We start from the raw sequence: 18,507 nt of genomic DNA, 5'->3' as shown, positions 1-18,507 counted from the left end.
ACACGCCGAAGAGGGAGCAGGAACATGCCCGTCGCACCTCCCCGTCCCCTGATGCCGGCACCGACACGCCGGCTGATGCTCGCGCTGCTCGCCGCCATCACCGTGACGGCCGGAACGGTCGCCGCCCCGGCGGCCTCGGCCGCGCCGCCCGCGCCGCTGGGTCCGACCGTCACCCGCACCGACAAGCCTCCGACCGGGCACACCGTCACCTTCCGGTACCGGGCACCCGAGGACGTCCAGCAGGTCCACGTCTACGGCGACTGGTTCTACTCCCGACCGGAGACCATCGGATGCCAGGACTGTGGCGACGCGCGGCCGCCCGCCGAGTGGCAACCCGGCGACGTCGCGGCCACCCCCTGGCACATCCAGGCCATGCAGAAGGGCGCCGACGGGGTCTGGACCTTCACCACCCCGCTGCCCGCCGGCACCTTCCGCTACGCGTTCACCCACGACTGCGCCAACGAGCTCGCCACCGGCTGCGCCCTGCACGACGACCCCGCCAACCGGTGGCAGATCCAGCCGCAGTATCCGGGTGCGCCCGGCGCGGTACGCAGCACGATCTACGTCCCGGCCAGTAGGAAGTTCCCGACGTACGACACCGGCTACCAGGCGCCGGTCGCCAAGGTCGGCCGGCTGGAGTCCCGGCGGTACACCTCGCCGCTGTCGACCAACCCGGTGGGAGTCCACGACGTCGTCGTCTACCTGCCGCACGGCTACGACCCCAACCGGGCCACGCCGTACCCGACCCTCTACCTCAGCCACGGCAGCGGCGACCACTCGACCGCCTGGACGATGCAGGGCGTGGCCCACCTCATCCTGGAGAACGCGATCAAGGACCGCGCGGCGCAGCCCATGGTGATCGTGTCCACCGACTTCAACGGCCTCCCCGGTGGCAACGAGGGCTACGTCAACGAACTACGGAACAACATCTTCCCGTTCGTCGAGCAGAACTACCACGTCTCGACGCGGGCTCAGGACCGCGCGTTCGCCGGCTTCTCCGCCGGTGGCAGCCGGGCGTACACCATCATGTACAACCACACCGACCTGTTCGGCTACCACGCGGCCTGGAGCGCGGGCGGCCCGGCAGCCAACCCGGCCCAGGTCGACAGCATGAAGGCGGTGGCCGGCGGCATCATGATCGGTACCGGGCTCCAGGACCGGCTGGGCAACATCGCCGAGAACTCGCAGCGCAACGCCGCCGCCCTGCGGGCCGCCGGCGTCGAGCTGGACGAGTACAACGTGCCGGGCGTGCACACCTGGCACGTGTGGCGTCCGCTGCTGAACCACTACCTGCGCACCCTGACGTTCCGGGCCACCACCACCGATCTCGACGTCACCACGTCACCGGCGGGCCTGTCGCACCACACGAAGGTCACCGCCACCGCGACGGTCGGCACGGTCAGCACCAGCACGTCGGCACCCTCCGGCACTGTCGACTTCTACGCCGGTGACACGCACCTCGGGTCGGCCCCGGTGCACCACGGCGTCGCCCGGCTGAAGAGGACCGTCAATGGTGAGCTGAACGCGCCGGTGGTCGCCCGCTACCAGGGCGACAAGCTCTTCAACGACTCCCAGAGCGATCCGGTCGACGCCCGGTAACAACGGGCTCGACCCCGTACTCCCTGTGGTGGGGAAGTCCCGGCCGCGCACCCCTGGTGAAGCCAGGGTGTGCGCGGCCGGGGCATGTCCGGGACCCGTTCGTCAGCCGGTCACGGGGTCGTGTCGGTGGCGCACAGGCGCAGCATCGTCCAGGACGCGGGCGGAAGAGTCAGCTGGACGCTGGCGTCGGCGCCGCGCGCCGTGTCGTTGGGGCGCGGCGTGGCGTGGTCCGGACCGTCGGCCGTGTTCTTGGCGTGCAGGTCGGTGCCGCCGACGGTGACGCACTCGATGATGTCGCCAACCTGGGCGCCGGCGACGTCGATGGTCACCTCGGCTGGGGTGTCGAGGGCGCGGTTGACGAGGAAGACGGCCATCTCCCCGGTGTTGTCGTCCCAGGTGGAGACAGCGTCGACCGCGTCGATCTCACCGTAGCGGTCGGTGGTCGTCGTGCTGCCCTCGCGCAGCACGTCCAACACGGTGCCCTGGGCGTGCCGGGCGGTGCGGGCGAAGGGGTGGAAGATGGTCTGGCGCCAGGCCGAACCGCCCGTCTCGGTCATGATCGGTGCGATGACGTTGACCAGTTGGGCCTGGCAGGCCGCGCTCACCCGGTCGCTGTGCCGGAGCAGGCTGATGAGCAGGCCGCCGACGACGACCGCGTCGGCCACGCTGTAGTGATCCTCCAGCAGGGGCGGCGCGACCGGCCAGTCCTCGCCGCTCGGGGGCGTGGACGGGGCGGCGGACTGGTACCAGACGTTCCACTCGTCGAACGCGATCATGATCTTCTTGGTCGACCGACGGATCGCTCCGACCGAGTCGGCGATGGCGGTGACAGCGTCGATGTACCTGTCCATGTCCTCGGCCGAGGCGAGGAAGCTGGCCAGATCGTCGTCGACCGGCTGATAGTAGGCGTGTAGCGAGATCAGGTCCACGTCGTCGTACGCCTCGGTCAGCACGTCACGTTCCCAGCTGCCGAAGGTCGGCATACCGAGGTGTGAGGAGCCGCAGGCGACCAGTTCGAGATCGGGATCGAAGCGGCGCATGGCCTTCGCGGTCTGCGCCGCGAGCCGCCCGTACTCGGTCGCGCTGCGCTGACCCACCTGCCACGGGCCGTCCATCTCGTTGCCCAGGCACCACAGCTTGATCCCGTACGGATCGACCGCGCCGTTGTCGCGGCGCTGGTCGGCGAGGTGACTCCCACCGCGGTGATTGGCGTACTCGAGCAGGTCGACGGCCTCGGCGGTGCCACGGGTGCCGAGGTTGACCGCCATGATCGGGTCCACGCCGGCCTTGCCGACCCAGCGCATGAACTCGTCCAGCCCGAACGCGTTGGTCTCCAGGCTGTGCCAGGCGAGATCGAGCCTCGCCGGTCGTTTGTCGACCGGGCCAACGCCGTCCTCCCAGCGGTAGGAGGAGACGAAGTTGCCGCCGGGATAGCGCACGGTGGTGACGCCCAGCTCGCGCACCAGCGCGAGGACGTCGCCCCGGAAGCCGTCAGCGTCGGCCGTCGGGTGCCCCGGCTCGTAGATTCCGGTGTAGACGCAGCGGCCCAGGTGCTCGACGAACGAGCCGAAGAGCCGGCGTGGCACCGGTGCGACGCGTCGGCGGGGGTCCACTGTCAGGCGGGCCGTGTTCACGCCGTGCTCCGGCGCGCTGTCGGGGTGGGTGTTCAGGGCTGGCTCCCTTCGTGCAGGTCCGACGCGGACGTCTCTGCCCGAGCGCCGGGACCGAGGGGTGGTGGAGGCAGTGTGAGCTCTGGACAACGTGATCGTCTTCGATTACGTTCTCGATCTATGTAAACGTTACCGATTACGTTTACGTAAGGGAACACGGCACCTGGATCAATGTCCGGCCGGCAGGGCCCCAGCGCGCGGCCAGGCGCCGGTGGCGTCGTGACCGACGAGGCCGAAAGACCAGCTTGTCGCGGTGATTGGGGTGACCGGGTGACCACTGTCGAGCCGGAGATCGAGGCGACCTACGCCGATGCGACCGCGCCCGTCGACGAACGGGTGTCGGATCTGTTGGCCCGGATGACCCGCGAGGAGAAGCTCGCGCAACTGGGCAGCACGTGGGCGTTCACCCTGCTGGACGGCGGGCGGTTCGCGGCGGAGCGGGCCCGGCCGATCCTTCGACACGGACTGGGGCACGTGACCCGCGTCGCGGGCGCGACCAGCCTGAAGGCGGCGCAGGTGGCGCGGGCCGCCAACGCGATCCAGCGCTTCCTGGTCACCGAGACCCGGCTGGGGATCCCGGCGATCGTGCACGAGGAGGTCTGCTCGGGCGTGATGGCCCGCGAGGCGACCATCTTCCCGCAGGCGATCGGCGTCGCGAGCACCTGGGCGCCGGAGCTCAACCGGCAGCTGGCGGACGCCGTTCGCGCACAGATGCGCGCCATGGGCAGCCACCAGGGGCTCTCGCCGGTGCTGGACGTGGTGCGCGACCCACGGTGGGGCCGGACGGAGGAGACCTACGGCGAGGACCCGTACCTGGTGTCCCGGATGGGGGTGGCGTTCGTCCGGGGCCTCCAGGGCGCCGACCTGACCGACGGCGTCCTCGCCACCGCCAAGCACTTCGTCGGCTACGGGGCTTCCGAGGGCGGGCTGAACTGGGCGCCGGCCCAGCTGCCGCCGCGTCTGCTGCGTGAGGTGTACCTGTATCCGTTCGAGGCGGCGGTCCGCGAGGGCGGGCTCCAGTCGGTGATGGCCGGCTACCACGAGCTCGACGGCGTCCCGTGCCATGCCAACCGGGAACTCCTCGCCGACGTCCTGCGTGGGCAGTGGGGCTTCACGGGCAGCGTGGTCTCCGACTACTTCGCCGTCAACGACCTCCACTCGTACCACCACTTCGCGCAGGACAAGCAGCAGGCCGCGACGGTGGGCCTCGGCGCGGGCGTGGACGTCGAGCTACCGGCGACGGACGCGTACGCGGATGCCCTCACCCGCGCTCTGGACGCGGGCGAGGTCAGCGAGGCCCAGCTCGACGAGGCGGTCGCACGGGTCCTTCGGCACAAGGTCCAGCTCGGGCTCTTCGAGAACCCGTACGTCGACGAGGACACGGTCGCGACGTCGGCGAACGCCGAGCGGCACCGGGGCGTGGCGCTGGAGATCGCCCGCCGCAGTCTCGTCCTGCTCAAGAACGACGGCGTGCTGCCGCTGCTCGGAGGCGCCGGAACTGTCGCTCTCATCGGCCCGAACGCCGACAATGCCCGACACCTGCTCGGTGACTACTCGTTCGCGGCCCACATCGAGGCGTTGGTCGAGGCGCGCAAGCGGCGCGGCCTGCTCGGCGAGATGATGACGATCCCGGACGATCTGGAGATCGACGAGAGCACCGACGGTGTGCCAACGGTGCGGGACGAACTCGCGGCACGGCTGGGCGACCGGCTGCGCTTCGCCCCGGGCTGCGACGTGCTCGACCCGTCGACCGAGGGGTTCGCCGAGGCGGTCGCGGCCGCCTCGGCGGCCGACGTCGCGGTGCTGGTCCTGGGGGACCGCTCGGGGCTGACGCCCGGGGCTACCACGGGCGAGTCGCGGGACCGATCCAGTCTGGATCTGCCGGGCGTGCAGGAAGAGCTGGTCCGTGCCGTCGTCGCCACCGGCACGCCCGTCGTGGCGGTGCTCGTCGCCGGCCGACCGGTGGGCAGCGACTTCCTGCACGAGGAGTGCGCCGCGGTGCTGATGGCCTGGTTGCCGGGGGAGACCGGGGCGCAGGCGATCGCCGAGGTGCTCCTCGGTGAGGTCAACCCGAGCGGAAAGCTGCCGATCTCGTACCCCCGTGGCGTGGGTCAGATCCCCGTCTTCTACGGCCACAAGGTGTCCGGCGGACGGTCACACTGGCACGGCGACTACGTGGATTCGCCGGTCGCCCCGCGATACGTCTTCGGCCACGGCCTCGGGTACACCCCGTTCGTGATCGACGACGCCACGGTGGCAAGCGCCGAGGTCCGCGCCGGGGACAGCGTCGGTGTCGAGGTCACGATCACCAACACCGGACACCGGGCGGGGGAGCAGGTCGTACAGCTCTACATCCGCGATCCGCAGGCCACGATCACCCGGCCGGTGCTGGAGTTGAAGGCCTTCGCCCGCGTCGAGGCCGCCGCCGGCCAACGGGTGGCGGTGCGGTTCGCGCTCCCCACCGGCCAGCTCGGTTTCTACGACCGGAGCATGGCCTACGCGGTGGAGGCCGGGCAGATCGAGGTGTACGTCGGCTTCTCGGCTGCCGACCATACCCATGCCGGCACCTTTGTCATCAGTGCGGACTCGGACCGGCCGACGTCGAAGGTCTTTACCGGGACCGCCGAAGTTTGGCAGCTGTGAGCGTTCACCCGGGTCGAGGAATGGTTCTTGACGGAGCGTGCCGTTCTGTTGTCAACGGGTAGCACCGGCAGAGAAATCGGGCCCCACTTCGATCGCCGCCAGAGGCCGCCGATTGCGTTATCCGCAACGGCATCCGAGGGTCAACCGCGCCCTTGCGAGCGTCCAGTTAGGACGCTCTTCTTAGCAGTCGGGTAAGGACGAAGAGGTCTTGTGTTCGTAATCGTTCTCAGTTACGTTGGCAACATCCTGGAAACGTAACCGATAACGATTGCAGTCCAGAGAGAGCGGCATGATTGAAGTCAATGCGCCGGTAACGATGAGTGATGTCGCCCGAGCTGCTGGCGTTTCCACCGCCACCGTCTCGCGCGTTGTCAACGGGCATTACGGCGTCAGCGCTCGCACTGTCGCTCAGGTGCGCTCCGCCATCGAGCAGCTCGGCTACGAGTCGAGTCTGGTGGCCACCAGCCTTCGGCGCAGCCGCACCAACGTGCTGGGCCTCGTGGCGCATAGCTTCCAGTCGTACACGGCAGAGGTGCTCAAGGGCGTGATGAAGGCGCTGAGCCGCTCGGGCTTCGATCTGATCATCTACGCCAACAGCGACCTCTACGGGTCGTATTCGGAGGGCTGGGAGCAGCGGCACCTGACCCGCCTGTCGGGCACCCTCACCGACGGGTGCATCGTCGTCACGCCCTGGGGCGAGGTCCGGAGCCGGACGCCGGTCGTGGCCATCGACCCGGTGCGTGGCTCGACGGCGCCCTCGGTGATCTCCGACAACCTCGCGGGCGCCACCACCGCGGTCGAGCACCTGCTCGGCCTGGGCCATCGGCGCATCGGGTTCATTGCCGGCCGCGACAGCCTGGCCTCGGCCTGGTCGCGGGAAGAGGGATACCGGGCCGCGCTGAGCGCCGCCGGGGTTCCGGTCGACCCGACGCTGATCGGCCGGGGAGACTTCAACCCCGAGTCGGCAACTCCGCTGGCACGCGTCCTGCTGCAACGGCCGGACCCGCCATCGGCGATCTTCGCGGCGAGCGACGGGATGGCACTCAAGGTTCTGGAGGTCGCCAGGGAGCTGGGGTTCTCGGTGCCGGGGGACCTGTCCGTCGTGGGGTTCGACAACATTCCCGAGTCGGCGTTGACCCAACCGGGTCTGACCACTGTGGACCAGTCGATGTATCAGCTCGGGTACGAAGCCGCGCGGATGCTGAAGTCACTGGTGACCGGCGAGTGGGACGAGCCGAGCCAGATCGTGCTTCCGACCAGCCTCGTCGTGCGCGACTCGACCGCACCACCGAAGAGCGCGGCACGACCATGACATCGGCCCATGGATGCATGAGCCTGATCGCTCCCGACAGAGCGATCAGGTCAGGTGTGCCCGTGGCAGCAGCCTGAAGGAGGTGCACGCAGCACACACGGCCAGATCCACCGTTGAGTTGAGCCGGTCAGTCGGGTCGCATCCGCTGCCGGCACCTTGAAAGGAGTGGAGTGTGACTACCGAACAGTATCATGGGCGCTTACGCCGTCTGGGCGTACGCCGACGGCTCTCGGCGGCGTTCACCGCCGGGGTCATCGCCACCGCGGCGGTGCTCATCGCGCCGCAACCGGCTGCGGCGGACACGCCGTGGTTGGACGTCTCCGCGGACCGCTACGCCACGTTCGCCGTCCCGGCGGCGTACGTCCAGGAGAACCTGGGCACCGTCTCGCAGGTCGTCGTCGAGGGAAACTTCGGTCCGTCGGCCAGCTGGGCCGAGTTCGGTCTGACCCGTCGGGGTGACGTGTGGTCGGGTGTTCTCGGCGCGCTGGAGCCCGGGATCTACAACTACCAGCTCACCGCCGACGACACCTTGACCATCAAGGACCCGACGAACAGCACAAGTGTCGCGTCCAAGCCGCTCCTGAGCACCTTCCTCGTCGCCGGTGACTCGGCACGGTGGCTGGTCGACGCGCCATCGGGCACCGGCGGAAAGATCGAGACGCTTACCTATCGCACCAGGAACGCGCAGCGCTCGGCCCTGGTCTGGACACCACCGGGCTACGCGGCCAAGGGTCCGAAGGGTTACCCGGCGCTCTTCCTGCAGTCAGGTGACGGCGTGGCCGCCACCGACTGGCTCGACCTCGGTCGGTCCAAGCAGATCCTCGACAACCTCTCGGCCGCGGGCACCATCCGGCCGATGGTGGTGGTGATCAACGATGTCGACGGCTCGGACGACAAGGGGTTGAAGGACCTCCGGAAGGCGGTCACCGACAAGTACCGGGTCCTTCGCGACCCGGAGCACCAGGCGATCGCGGGCGTGTCCGACGGCGCAACGGACGCGCTGCGGGCCGCACTCACCAAGCCGGGTCAGTTCGGTTACGTCGGCTCGTTCTCGGGCACGTCGGCTCCGGCGATCGACCGCAAGGACGCCAGGGCGATCAACCGCGGTGTCAAGCTGCTGCGTCTGTACACGGGCAACGTCACCGATCCCGCGTACAACACCACCTACCGGCTGACGAAGGCGTTGGACCGAGCCGACGTGCGGTTCGAGTTCGACGGGGTCAACCCGGACGGCGGCGCGACCTGGACCACCTGGCAGGAGAACCTCGTCGACTTCCTGCCGCGACTGTTCGGTCACGTGCGGGACCACGGGCCGAGCCCCGGTCACAAGCCGCTGAAGGGGGAGTTCACCCCGCCGCCGGCCGGCACCACCCCGACGCCCTTCGTCACCGAGGACGGGTTCGTCACCTTCGAGACGACCACGGACTTCACTGACGCTCAGCACGTCACGGTCTGGGCGAACGTCGCGCCGGGCGGCAGCTGGCTGCGCCTGCCACTGACCCGCGACGGTGACCGCTGGCGGGCGACCGTGGGCCCGCTGAAGCCCTGGTTCTACTACTACCGGCTGATCGTGGACCGGGTCGCGGTCAAGGACGCCTCCAACCCGACGAAGGTCACCACCGAGCCGATGTGGAGCACCTTCTTCATCCCCGGGCCGGGTGCCCGACTGCTGTCGGACGTACCCGCCGGTCGTGGCGGGAAGGTCGAGAGCATGACCTATTCCAGCACGGTGGCCGGCCAGGACCGGACCGCGCTGGTGTGGACCCCACCCGGGTACGACCCGAACCGGACGCAGCCGTACCCAGTCCTCTACCTCCAGCACGGCGGCGGTCAGAACTACACGGACTGGGTCGAGATGGGCCGCGCCAAGCAGATCCTGGACCATCAGTTCCTGGACGGCGTTCTCACCCCGATGGTCGTCGTGATGGGCAACGGCAACTCGTCGAACTTCAACAGCGAGTTGCGGGAGAACATCGTTCCGACGGCCCGTGCCCGCTACAACATCTCCAGCGATCCGTCGCAGCAGGCTCTCGCCGGCCTGTCGATGGGCGGCGGACAGGCGTTCGGGGTGCTGCGGGCCTACCCGGGCGAGTTCGCCTACGTCGCCGCGTTCTCGGCCGGGTTCGGCAGCGGCACCGGCGTCGACGTGGAGGCGATCAACAACGGCACCAAGATGCTGCGCCTCTACGTCGGTGACCAGACCGACTTCGTGTACCCGAGCTTCATGGCATCGCTGACCACGTTGATCAACCTCGGTATCCGCTACGAGTTCGACGGGGTCACCCCCGGGCCGCACGGCTGGGACGTGTGGCAGAAGAACCTCATCGACCTGGCGCCCCGTCTGTTCAAGCGCTAGGAGCCTTCGCCGGCGACGCCACCGGGAGCAGGGTTTCCTGCCCCCGGTGGCGCCCGCCAGCGCATGGATGCAGTACACCGCCATCGCCGAAGGGAACCATCTCAATGAAGAGAAGACGAATACTCGCCACGGTAGCCATGCTCGCGGCGGGGACCGGCCTCGTCGCCTGCTCCTCCGACGAGGGCGGCAGCGACGCGAGCAATTGCACGAACACCATCACCAAGAAGGACCTGCCGGTCGTGACGATGTGGGGCTGGTACCCCAACACCCAGCTCGTCGTCGACAACTTCAACAAGCAGAACAACGAGGTGCAGGTCTGCTGGACCAACGTCGGCCAGGGCAGCGACGAGTACGACAAGTTCCAGACCGCCATCTCGGCGGGCACCGGCGCGCCTGACGTGATCATGGTCGAGGCGGACCGGATCCCGACCTTCCAGATCCAGGGCGCGCTCGTCGACATCAAGCAGTACGGCTACGACGCGGTCAAGGCCAACTACGGCGAGGGTGCCTGGAAGGACGTGTCGGTCGGCGACAAGGTCTACGGCGTCCCGGTCGACGGCGGACCGGCGGCGATGATCTACCGCAAGGACATCTTCGACAAGTACAAGATCACGCCGCCGAAGACCTGGGCCGAGTACGAGCAGGCCGCCCAGAAGGTCAAGGACGCCGGCGGCCCGCTCTTCGGGGACCTCGGCGCGAACGTTCCGGCGCTCACCATGGCGCTGCAGATCCAGAAGGGTGCCGCGCCCTTCACCTACGACCCGGCGCAGCCGAAGGCGATCGGCGTGAAGCTCAACGACCAGGCGTCCAAGGACGTGCTGGACTACTGGGGCGGCCTCGCCAAGAAGGGCCTGGTCGGTACGCAGGACCAGTTCACCCCGGAGTACATCTCCGGCGTGATCAACGGCAACTACGCGACGTACATCTCGGCGGCCTGGGCGCCCGGCTACCTCACCGGTGCCGGCGTCGGTAAGGGGCAGGACACCGGCAAGTTCGCGGTGGCGCCGCTGCCGCAGTGGGATCCGGCCAACCCGGTGCAGGTCAACTGGGGTGGGTCGGCCTTCTCGGTGACCAAGCAGGCGAAGAAGCCGGAGCTGGCCGCGAAGGTCGCCTACGGGCTCTACGCCGACAAGGAGTCGCTCACCGACGGCTGGACCAACCAGATCATCTTCCCGCTGAACCTCACGGCGCTCAAGGACCCCGCGTTCGTCGACCTGAAGGTGGCGTTCTTCAACGGCCAGCAGGCGAACAAGGAGGTCTACCTTCCCGCCGCCGAGGCCTACAAGGGCGTCGCGTACGCCCCCTTCGGTCAGTACTACCTCGACGCCATGACGAAACAGGTCAGCGAGATCATCAAGGGCTCCGTCACCGGTTCGCAGGCTGCCGACCGGCTCCAGGAGGACGTGGCGAAGTACGCCAAGGAACAAGGCTTCACCGTTCAGTGACCGGATGGGTGGGCCGCGCCGACACTGGCCGGCCGGCCCACCCGCCCCCCTCAGCGTCCACGTCCCGGAGACCAAGATGACACTCCTGACCGAGAAGCGCGCACCGCGTCCTCAGCCCGAGACGCGCAAGATCCGTGGCAAGGTGCACCTCCGCGAACACCTGATGGGGTGGCTCTTCGTCGGGCCGTTCGGGATCGTGTTCCTGGCGTTCCTCATCGCACCGCTGGCGTACGCGCTGTACCTCAGCCTCTTCCAGAAGAAGCTGATCGGCGGCACCAGCTTCGTTCTCTTCGACAACTACGTGAAGGCGTTCACCGACCCGAGCTTCCTGTCCGGGGCGTGGTTCGTCATCCGCTTCTCGCTGGTCTCGATCCCGCTGCAGATCATCATCGCGCTCGCGTTGGCCCTGATCCTGGACTCGGTGACCACCCTGTTCGCTCGCTTCTCCCGCCTCATGATCTTTCTTCCGTACGCGATCCCCACCGTCATCGGGGCCGTGATGTGGGGGTTCCTCTACAGCAGGGGCTTCGGCCCGCTCACCGACATCTTCGGGCTGTTCGGCGCCACCGCACCCGACTTCCTGAGCAGCGACCTGATCTTCTACGGGCTGCTCAACGTCGTGACCTGGCAGTGGGCCGGCTACTACATGATCATCCTGTACGCGGCGTTGCAGGGCGTCGACCCGACGCTCTACGAGGCGGCCCGGATGGACGGCGCCGGGCGGTGGCAGATCGCGACGCGGATCAAGATCCCGCTGATCGCGCCCGCCCTGATCCTCATCCTGGTCTTCTCGCTCATCGGCACCCTGCAGTTCTTCAACGAACCGCAGATCCTGCGATACCTCGCCGCGGGCACGATCGGCTCGGACTTCACCCCGAACATGTACGCGTACCAACAGGCGTTCTCGCTCGCCAACTTCAACTACGGGTCCGCGATCTCCTTCGCCCTCGGCGGGATCGTGTTCATCTGCGTGTACGCCTTCCTGTTCTTCACCCGCAAGCGGAGGAGCTTCCTCTGATGACCGACCACACCAGCGTCCGCGCCGGCGCCCGCCGACCGCAGCGCTACCTCCCTCTTCAGATCCTCCTCGGCTTCCTGGTGATCTACTTCCTCGTACCGTTCTGGTGGGTCATCGTCAACAGCTCCAAGGACGCGCCGGGCCTGTTCGGCGGCGGCAACACCCTCTGGTTCACCGACCAGATCGACTATCTCGGGAACCTCCGGCAGCTCTTCACCTACGACGGTGGCATCTACCTGCGATGGATGCTCAACTCCACGCTGTACGCCATCGCCGGCGGAGTCGGCGCCACGGTCCTGGCGGTGATGGCCGGCTACGGTTTCGCCAAGTACCGGTTCGCCGCCCGACGCTTCAGCTTCGCCGTAGTGCTCGGCGCGCTGATGGTGCCCGCCACCGCACTGGTCATCCCGACCTTCATCATGTTCTCCCGGCTCGGCCTGACCAACACGGTCTGGGCGGTGATCCTCCCGTCGCTGCTCAACCCGTTCGGCGTCTACCTGATGCACGTGTACGCGCGCGACGCGGTGCCCGACGAACTACTCGACGCGGCGCGGGTCGACGGCGCGGGAGAGGTGCGGACGTTTCTTCAGATCGCTCTTCCGCTGATGCGTCCCGCGGTGGTCACCGTGCTGCTCCTGTCGGCCGTGGCGTCCTGGAACAACTACTTCCTGCCGCTGGCCATGCTCTCCGACAACCGGCTCTTCCCGGTCACCGTCGGCCTCGGCCTCTGGCAGGGAATCGCGTCCGCGAACAACGCGGGAACCACCTCGCTGTGGAGCCTCATCATCCTGGGTTCCCTGGTGTCCGTGATCCCACTGATCATCGCGTTCTTCAGCCTGCAACGACACTGGCGCGGCGGCCTCTCGGTCGGAGGTCTGCGGTAGGTCGCGCCGACGCCACCAGCCAGTCCACCACACGCGTATTGATCGCCGCACAGGACGCGGCCGGACGGATGACAGAGAGGTGTGCTGATGTCGACGACGAATCGACCGCTGCGCAGCGGGGAGTGGTTCGGTGCGGAAGGCCGCAACGGGTTCATCCATCGGTCCTGGATGCGCAACCAGGGGTTCGCGGACGACGTCTTCGACGGTCGCCCGGTGATCGGCATCGCCACCACCTGGTCGGAGCTGACACCCTGCAACGCCCACCTGCGCGACCTGGCCGAGTCGGTGAAGCGGGGCGTGTGGGAGAGCGGGGGCCTGCCCCTGGAGTTCCCGGCGATGAGCCTGGGCGAGCCGCTGATGCGACCCACGACCATGCTCTACCGGAACCTGCTGGCGATGGAACTGGAGGAGTCGGTCCGCGCCAACCCGCTCGACGGGGTGGTGCTGCTCTCCGGCTGCGACAAGACCACCCCCGGCCTGCTGATGGGAGCGGCGAGCGTCGACCTGCCGACCCTGATGCTGACCGGCGGCCCGATGCTCAACGGCAAGTTCCGCGGCCAGGACATCGGCTCGGGCACCGTCGTCTGGCGCTTCACCGAGGAGATGCGGGCCGGCCGGATGACCGCGGCCGACTGCTCCGAGGCGGAGGTCGGCATGTCCCGCAGCCGCGGTCACTGCATGACCATGGGTACCGCGTCCACGATGGCCTGTGTGACCGAGGCGCTGGGCGTGCAGCTGCCGGGGGCGGCCGCCGTGCCGGCGGTCGACTCCCGGCGGTACGCGCTCGCGCACGCCGCCGGACGCCGGATCGTCGCCATGGTCGAACAGGACCAACGGTTGTCCTCGGTGCTCACCAGGCAGGCGTTCGAGAACGCCGTCCGGGTCAACGCCGCCATCGGCGGCTCCACCAACGCCGTCGTACACCTGCTCGCGATCGCCGGACGTCTCGGCGTCCCCCTGTCGCTGGAGGACTTCGACACCCTCACCGCCGACGTGCCCATGCTCGTCAACCTCATGCCGTCCGGGACGTACCTGATGGAGGACTTCGCCTACGCGGGCGGTCTTCCGGTGGTGATGAAGGAACTCGCCCCGCTGCTGCACATGGATCACATCACCGTCAGCGGCAGGAGTGTGGCGGAGAACGTCGACGGCGCCCAGTGCTGGAACCGGGACGTCATCGGCACCATGGAGGAGCCGTTCCAGCCCGCCGGCTCGGGCACCGTGGTGCTGCGCGGCTCGCTCGCGCCGTCCGGGGCGGTGTTGAAGGTCTCTGCCGCCTCCGCCCACCTCCTCACGCACACCGGCCCGGCGCTCGTCTTCGACCGGATCGAGGAGTACGTCGTCGCCGCCGACGACCCGGACCTCGACGTCACCCCCGACACGGTGATCGTCGTCCGCAACGCCGGACCACGGGGCTACCCCGGCTTCCCGGAGGTGGGCAACGTGCCCATGCCACGACGGTTGCTCGCCGACGGCATCACGGACATGGTGCGGATCTCCGACGCTCGGATGAGCGGCACCGGCTACGGCACCTGCATCCTGCACGTGGCACCGGAGGCGTCCGTGGGTGGCCCTCTCGCGCTGGTACGCACCGGCGACCTGGTCTCCGTCGACGTCTCGACGCGCCGGCTGGAACTCCTGGTCGACGATGCGGAACTGGCCCAACGCCGCACCACCTGGCAACCTCCGCAACCGGTGGCCGACCGGGGTTGGGTACGGCTCTACAGCGAGCACGTCCTACAGGCGGACAGCGGCGCGGACCTCGACTTCCTCGTCGGTGGCAGCGGCAGCGCGGTGCCCCGTCACTCACACTGACGGCCACGAACGGACGAGGCCCACGAGGAACTGATTCCATGGAAGAACGGACGGCCCGCCAGTGCGAGTTCACGCAAAGGCCGCTGTGACAGCGGCCGACCGGCCACCGGTCATGGCCGACGTCGCTCGCCTGGCGGGCGTGTCACACCAGACGGTGTCCCGGGTCATCAACGGGGCGCCCAGCATCAGACGCGAGACGCGGGAGCGAGTCCTCGAGGCCATCCGACGACTCGACTACCGCCCCAACACGGCCGCCCGCGCGCTGGTGCGCGGACGGTCCGGGATGATCGGCATCATCGGCACCGCCAGGACGCTGTTCGGTCCGACGAGCATCCATCGCAGCGTCGAGGACGCCGCCCGCGCCGCCGGCTACTTCGCCACCTCGGTGAGCCTTTCCGAGGTGACGGTACGGGCGCTCAGCGACGCCACCGAACACCTCATGCGCGTCGGCGTGGAGGGCGTCGTGATGATCGCCGGCAACGACGAGGCCCTCGAGGTGGTGCGGATGACGCGCTCGAGTGTCCCCTTCGTCGTCGTGGAGGGCGACCTGTCCCGGGCCAGCGTGACCGTCGGCGTCGACCAGGTGCTCGGCGCCCGGATGGCCACCGACCACCTCCTCGACCTCGGACATCGAGAGATCGTGCACGTGAGTGGCCCGCTCAACTGGGCGGAGGCCCGCGCCCGCCTCGAAGGTTGGCGTCAGGCGATGAGTGCCGCGGGCCTACGCCCGCCGGAGCCGGTCGAGGGTGACTGGAGAGCGCACAGCGGCTACGCCGCCGGGCTGCGGATCGGTGCGATGCGCGGAACCACCGCGGTGTTCGCCGCCAACGATCAGATGGCCATCGGCGTGCTGCGCGCGCTGCATGAGCGTGGGCGGCGGGTGCCACACGAGGTCTCCGTCGTCGGGTTCGACGATGTCCCCGAGGCGCCCTTCCTCATCCCGCCGTTGACGACGATCCAGCAGGATTTCGACGCGGTCGGTCGACGGGCCATCACGGCCGTCACCCAGGCCATCGACGACACGGTGCCGCAGCGTCTGCCGCTGGTCATCCCCAAGCTCGTGGTGCGGCAGAGCACGGCGCCGCCGGCGTCGGCCACCAACGCCTCCCCGGGCGCCGGCTGATCCCGCACCCGCCGGTGGGGGGCCTATAAGTCCTTTCACCGAAATTCGACTAGCTGTCAGGTTCTGTCCGATGCGTGCTTCTCTTGCCTCGCGAGGCTCGGGGCATGACTGTTCCCACTCCTGGCCTGTCCGGATTACGCCGCGCCGGTGCCCTCGCTGCCGCCACGCTGGCCGCGGTGGCGCTTGGTGTCGCGCCGGGTGCCCGCGCCGACGCCGCCAGTGACATCCTGCCGATCGGCGACGCCGACCTGACGGAGGTCACCACCAGCCGAGCCCTGGCCGACGGCGTGACCCTGACCCACATCGTGCGCGGAACCGAGCCCACCCCGGCCGACCAGATCAACACCACCAGTCGCGGCCCGTGGGTGGTGAACGTGCTCACCATCGACCCGCGTCGGGCACGCGGGCACCTGAAGGCGACGTACGGCCCGAACCTCGGCCAGGTCGAAAAGACCACCGATCTCGTTCGCGACTCCGGTGCCCTGGCGGGCGTCAATGCCTCCTTCTTCACCTTCACCGCCAGCCCGCTCTACCCCGGCGACCCGGTGGGCCTGGGTCTGTACGGCGGGAAGCTGCTCAGTGAACCCACCACCGAGCCCGGCGAAGTCAACTTCGTCGTCGACGCCAACAACAACCGCGCACTCACCGGAAAGCTGACCTGGTCGGGCAGCGTACGGAACAGGCGGACCCACGCCGTCCTGCCACTGGAGTTCATCAACCACCCACCGGTCGTCCCTGCCGGTTGTACCGCCCTGACCGACCAGAGCGCGTGCACCGAGCCGGGTGACGTCGTCCAGTTCACCTCGGAGTTCGACTCGGCCACACCGAGCGGCGTCGGCGTGGAAGTCGTCCTCAATCGGCTCGGCTGCGTGGTGCGGACCGCGACGACCCGCGGCGCCACCCTCGCCGCGGGCCAGACCTCGTTGCAGGCCACCGGGCGGGACGCCGGCGCTCTGCTCGCGGTGGCGAGTCGGGGATGCCTGGACCTGACCTCGGCCCTGGCCGACCAGCGGGGCCGAAAGCTTCCACTGCGGTCCGGACTGTTCGGCGTCAACGGACGGTACCCGTTGACGGCGAACGGTCAGATCGTCGTGCCCGACGGCGGATCCGACAGCTTCTTCGCCCGCAACCCTCGCACGATCGCCGGCACCACCCGGGATGGGAAGGTCGTGCTCGCCACCATCGATGGCCGCCAGACCACCAGCGTCGGCACCACCCTGGACGAGACTGCCGCCGTCGCCCAGGCACTCGGCATGTCCGACGCGGTCAACCTCGACGGCGGCGGCTCTACCGCCATGGCCGCCGAGGGCGCGCTGGTCAACCACCCCAGCGGAGCCGAGCGGGCCGTCGGTGACGCGCTCGTCTACGTCGAAGGCCGGTACCACGGCGGGCACTGACCGTCGCCCTTGATCCATTCCTTCTCGACACAGGTTGCGGCCGGCCCGGGACACTGGGCCGGTCGCAACCCGGTTTCGGTCGGCTGACGAGGGGGAGCAGCGCGGGAGTAGAGGATTTCAACCGACCTGGACCGTGCTGGCCTCGCGCACGATCCGGTTCGCAGTCTCCGGCTCGGAGCCCGTCGCGCGGAGCAGGTCGCTGGCCATCGTGCGAAGCTGGATCACCATCGCGTCGGAGAACGGCTTTCTGCCCTTGCGATACGCCCGGCCGGCCAGTCGAGCGCCGTCCAACACCGCCTCGTGCGTCTGGTCGAAGGGTTGACCCGCCCGAGCCTCCCGCCTGAGCAGGCGCACCGCCTCGGCGAACTTCTCCACGGCCGCCGGGAGTTCCTTCGGCACCGGTTCGTCGTACTCCAGCGTGGTGACCGCCCACCGGGCCAGCTCGCGGGCCTCGAGACTCACCCGATCGATGTGCGGGATACCGGCCTGGTAGTGCTCGACATCGTGACGGCGTTGCCAGCGCGCTGGCGCGATCACCGTGACCTCCTCGGCACCGCCGAGGGCCTCGTGCATACGATCCAGGTCAGGATCCATGGCACTCAGCTGATCCAGTGCGCGCGCCGCCCGGCCCCGGTCACGCTCGGCCAGTGCGCAGGCAACCTCCCGCAGCTGCGTGCAGAGGGTCGCGACGACCGGTGCGGTGGCGCGCTCGAGGATGCGCATCGGATTGATGGGTAGCAGGATCGCGACCACCACCAGCGCGATGACGCCCCCGACGGCGGCGTCGACGATCCGCGCCCACTGGAGGCCCCGTTCGGCCTGGGCGAACGTGGCGATCAGCACGGCGGTGCCGCCGGCCTGGGCAACCAGCGCTCCGCTGTACCCGCTCGCCAACAGGGCGACGGTGATGGCCAGCGCAACCACGAGGCCGATCTGCCACAGTCCGAAGCCGATGACACGCACCAGGAGACCACTGACCGCCAGACCGACCCCCACGCCGACCATCAGTTCGGCAGTGCGTCGAGCGCGCTGTCCAAGGGCGGCGACGATCGTCCCGACGGCCGCGCTGGGCGCGAAGATCGGCGAGGGGCGGTCGAGGACGTGGTGCGCCACACCCCAGGAGAGGGCCGCGGCGAGCCCGCACTGAGTGGCGACGAGCAGGATGACGGAGAACAGCCGCAGCCTCAACCGTCCCGCCTCGCCAGCGCGACGCCGAGCCTTCATCGCTACGCCCCTGGCGAGCCC

12 protein-coding genes are annotated in these 18,507 nt (G+C 68.9%); 10 read left to right on the top strand and 2 right to left on the bottom strand.

Annotated features, from left to right (window positions below):
- Positions 1-51: 51 nt before the first annotated feature.
- Positions 52-1,599 carry an alpha/beta hydrolase-fold protein gene (locus tag ACQRWP_RS14805; protein ID WP_430502806.1) on the top strand — a complete coding sequence of 516 codons (1,548 nt, stop codon included), beginning with the start codon at positions 52-54 and terminating at the stop codon, positions 1,597-1,599.
- A 110-nt stretch (positions 1,600-1,709) separates the two neighbouring features.
- On the opposite strand, the gene ACQRWP_RS14800 is transcribed toward ACQRWP_RS14805, so the two are convergent.
- The gene (locus tag ACQRWP_RS14800; protein ID WP_430502805.1) at positions 1,710-3,233 is read right to left on the bottom strand and encodes an alpha-N-arabinofuranosidase; all 1,524 of its coding nucleotides are present in this window, start codon (positions 3,231-3,233) and stop codon (positions 1,710-1,712) included.
- A 306-nt stretch (positions 3,234-3,539) separates the two neighbouring features.
- Here ACQRWP_RS14800 and ACQRWP_RS14795 point away from each other — a divergent pair, with 306 nt between their 5' ends.
- The 9 genes from ACQRWP_RS14795 to ACQRWP_RS14755 all read left to right on the top strand — a co-directional run bounded on the left by ACQRWP_RS14795 (position 3,540) and on the right by ACQRWP_RS14755 (position 17,262).
- Positions 3,540-5,912: a glycoside hydrolase family 3 N-terminal domain-containing protein gene (locus ACQRWP_RS14795; RefSeq protein WP_430502804.1), complete on the top strand. Its 2,373-nt coding sequence runs from the start codon at positions 3,540-3,542 to the stop codon at positions 5,910-5,912.
- A 289-nt stretch (positions 5,913-6,201) separates the two neighbouring features.
- Complete coding sequence (locus ACQRWP_RS14790; RefSeq protein WP_430502803.1) at positions 6,202-7,224, top strand: LacI family DNA-binding transcriptional regulator; 1,023 nt, start codon at positions 6,202-6,204, stop codon at positions 7,222-7,224.
- 172 nt (positions 7,225-7,396) lie between these two features.
- Positions 7,397-9,580: an alpha/beta hydrolase gene (locus ACQRWP_RS14785; protein WP_430502802.1), complete on the top strand. Its 2,184-nt coding sequence runs from the start codon at positions 7,397-7,399 to the stop codon at positions 9,578-9,580.
- 104 nt (positions 9,581-9,684) lie between these two features.
- Positions 9,685-11,025, top strand: a complete 1,341-nt coding sequence (locus ACQRWP_RS14780) for an ABC transporter substrate-binding protein (protein ID WP_430502801.1) — start codon at positions 9,685-9,687, stop codon at positions 11,023-11,025.
- 76 nt (positions 11,026-11,101) lie between these two features.
- The gene (locus tag ACQRWP_RS14775; RefSeq protein ID WP_430502800.1) at positions 11,102-12,043 is read left to right on the top strand and encodes a carbohydrate ABC transporter permease; all 942 of its coding nucleotides are present in this window, start codon (positions 11,102-11,104) and stop codon (positions 12,041-12,043) included.
- Entirely contained in the window at positions 12,043-12,927 is an 885-nt protein-coding gene (locus ACQRWP_RS14770; RefSeq protein ID WP_112697319.1) for a carbohydrate ABC transporter permease, read from the top strand. The genes ACQRWP_RS14775 and ACQRWP_RS14770 overlap by 1 nt, the downstream gene beginning before the upstream one ends.
- An 87-nt stretch (positions 12,928-13,014) precedes the next feature.
- A complete protein-coding gene (locus ACQRWP_RS14765; protein WP_430502799.1) occupies positions 13,015-14,742 on the top strand; it encodes an IlvD/Edd family dehydratase in 1,728 nt (575 codons plus the stop codon).
- Positions 14,743-14,854: 112 nt separating this feature from the next.
- Complete coding sequence (locus tag ACQRWP_RS14760) at positions 14,855-15,865, top strand: LacI family DNA-binding transcriptional regulator (RefSeq protein ID WP_430502798.1); 1,011 nt, start codon at positions 14,855-14,857, stop codon at positions 15,863-15,865.
- Positions 15,866-15,969: 104 nt separating this feature from the next.
- On the top strand, positions 15,970-17,262 hold the full coding sequence (locus ACQRWP_RS14755; protein ID WP_430502797.1) for a phosphodiester glycosidase family protein: 1,293 nt from the start codon (positions 15,970-15,972) through the stop codon (positions 17,260-17,262).
- Positions 17,263-17,379: 117 nt separating this feature from the next.
- On the opposite strand, the gene ACQRWP_RS14750 is transcribed toward ACQRWP_RS14755, so the two are convergent.
- Positions 17,380-18,450, bottom strand: coding sequence for an FUSC family protein (locus tag ACQRWP_RS14750; RefSeq protein ID WP_430502796.1), 1,071 nt, complete (start codon positions 18,448-18,450; stop codon positions 17,380-17,382).
- Positions 18,451-18,507: the final 57 nt, after the last annotated feature.

The organism is Micromonospora trifolii (assembly GCF_050516465.1).
GTDB classification, from domain to species: domain Bacteria; phylum Actinomycetota; class Actinomycetes; order Mycobacteriales; family Micromonosporaceae; genus Micromonospora; species Micromonospora trifolii.
Note: the sequence above shows the minus strand (reverse complement) of the source record. Positions and strands in the feature narration are given on the sequence as shown.

Coding starts and splice junctions, on each gene's coding strand:
- ACQRWP_RS14775 (WP_430502800.1), top strand. CDS start 11,102: ATGACACTCCTGACCGAGAAGCGCGCACCGCGTCCTCAGCCCGAGACG.
- ACQRWP_RS14765 (WP_430502799.1), top strand. CDS start 13,015: ATGTCGACGACGAATCGACCGCTGCGCAGCGGGGAGTGGTTCGGTGCG.
- ACQRWP_RS14780 (WP_430502801.1), top strand. CDS start 9,685: ATGAAGAGAAGACGAATACTCGCCACGGTAGCCATGCTCGCGGCGGGG.
- ACQRWP_RS14755 (WP_430502797.1), top strand. CDS start 15,970: ATGACTGTTCCCACTCCTGGCCTGTCCGGATTACGCCGCGCCGGTGCC.
- ACQRWP_RS14805 (WP_430502806.1), top strand. CDS start 52: ATGCCGGCACCGACACGCCGGCTGATGCTCGCGCTGCTCGCCGCCATC.
- ACQRWP_RS14770 (WP_112697319.1), top strand. CDS start 12,043: ATGACCGACCACACCAGCGTCCGCGCCGGCGCCCGCCGACCGCAGCGC.
- ACQRWP_RS14760 (WP_430502798.1), top strand. CDS start 14,855: ATGGCCGACGTCGCTCGCCTGGCGGGCGTGTCACACCAGACGGTGTCC.
- ACQRWP_RS14790 (WP_430502803.1), top strand. CDS start 6,202: ATGATTGAAGTCAATGCGCCGGTAACGATGAGTGATGTCGCCCGAGCT.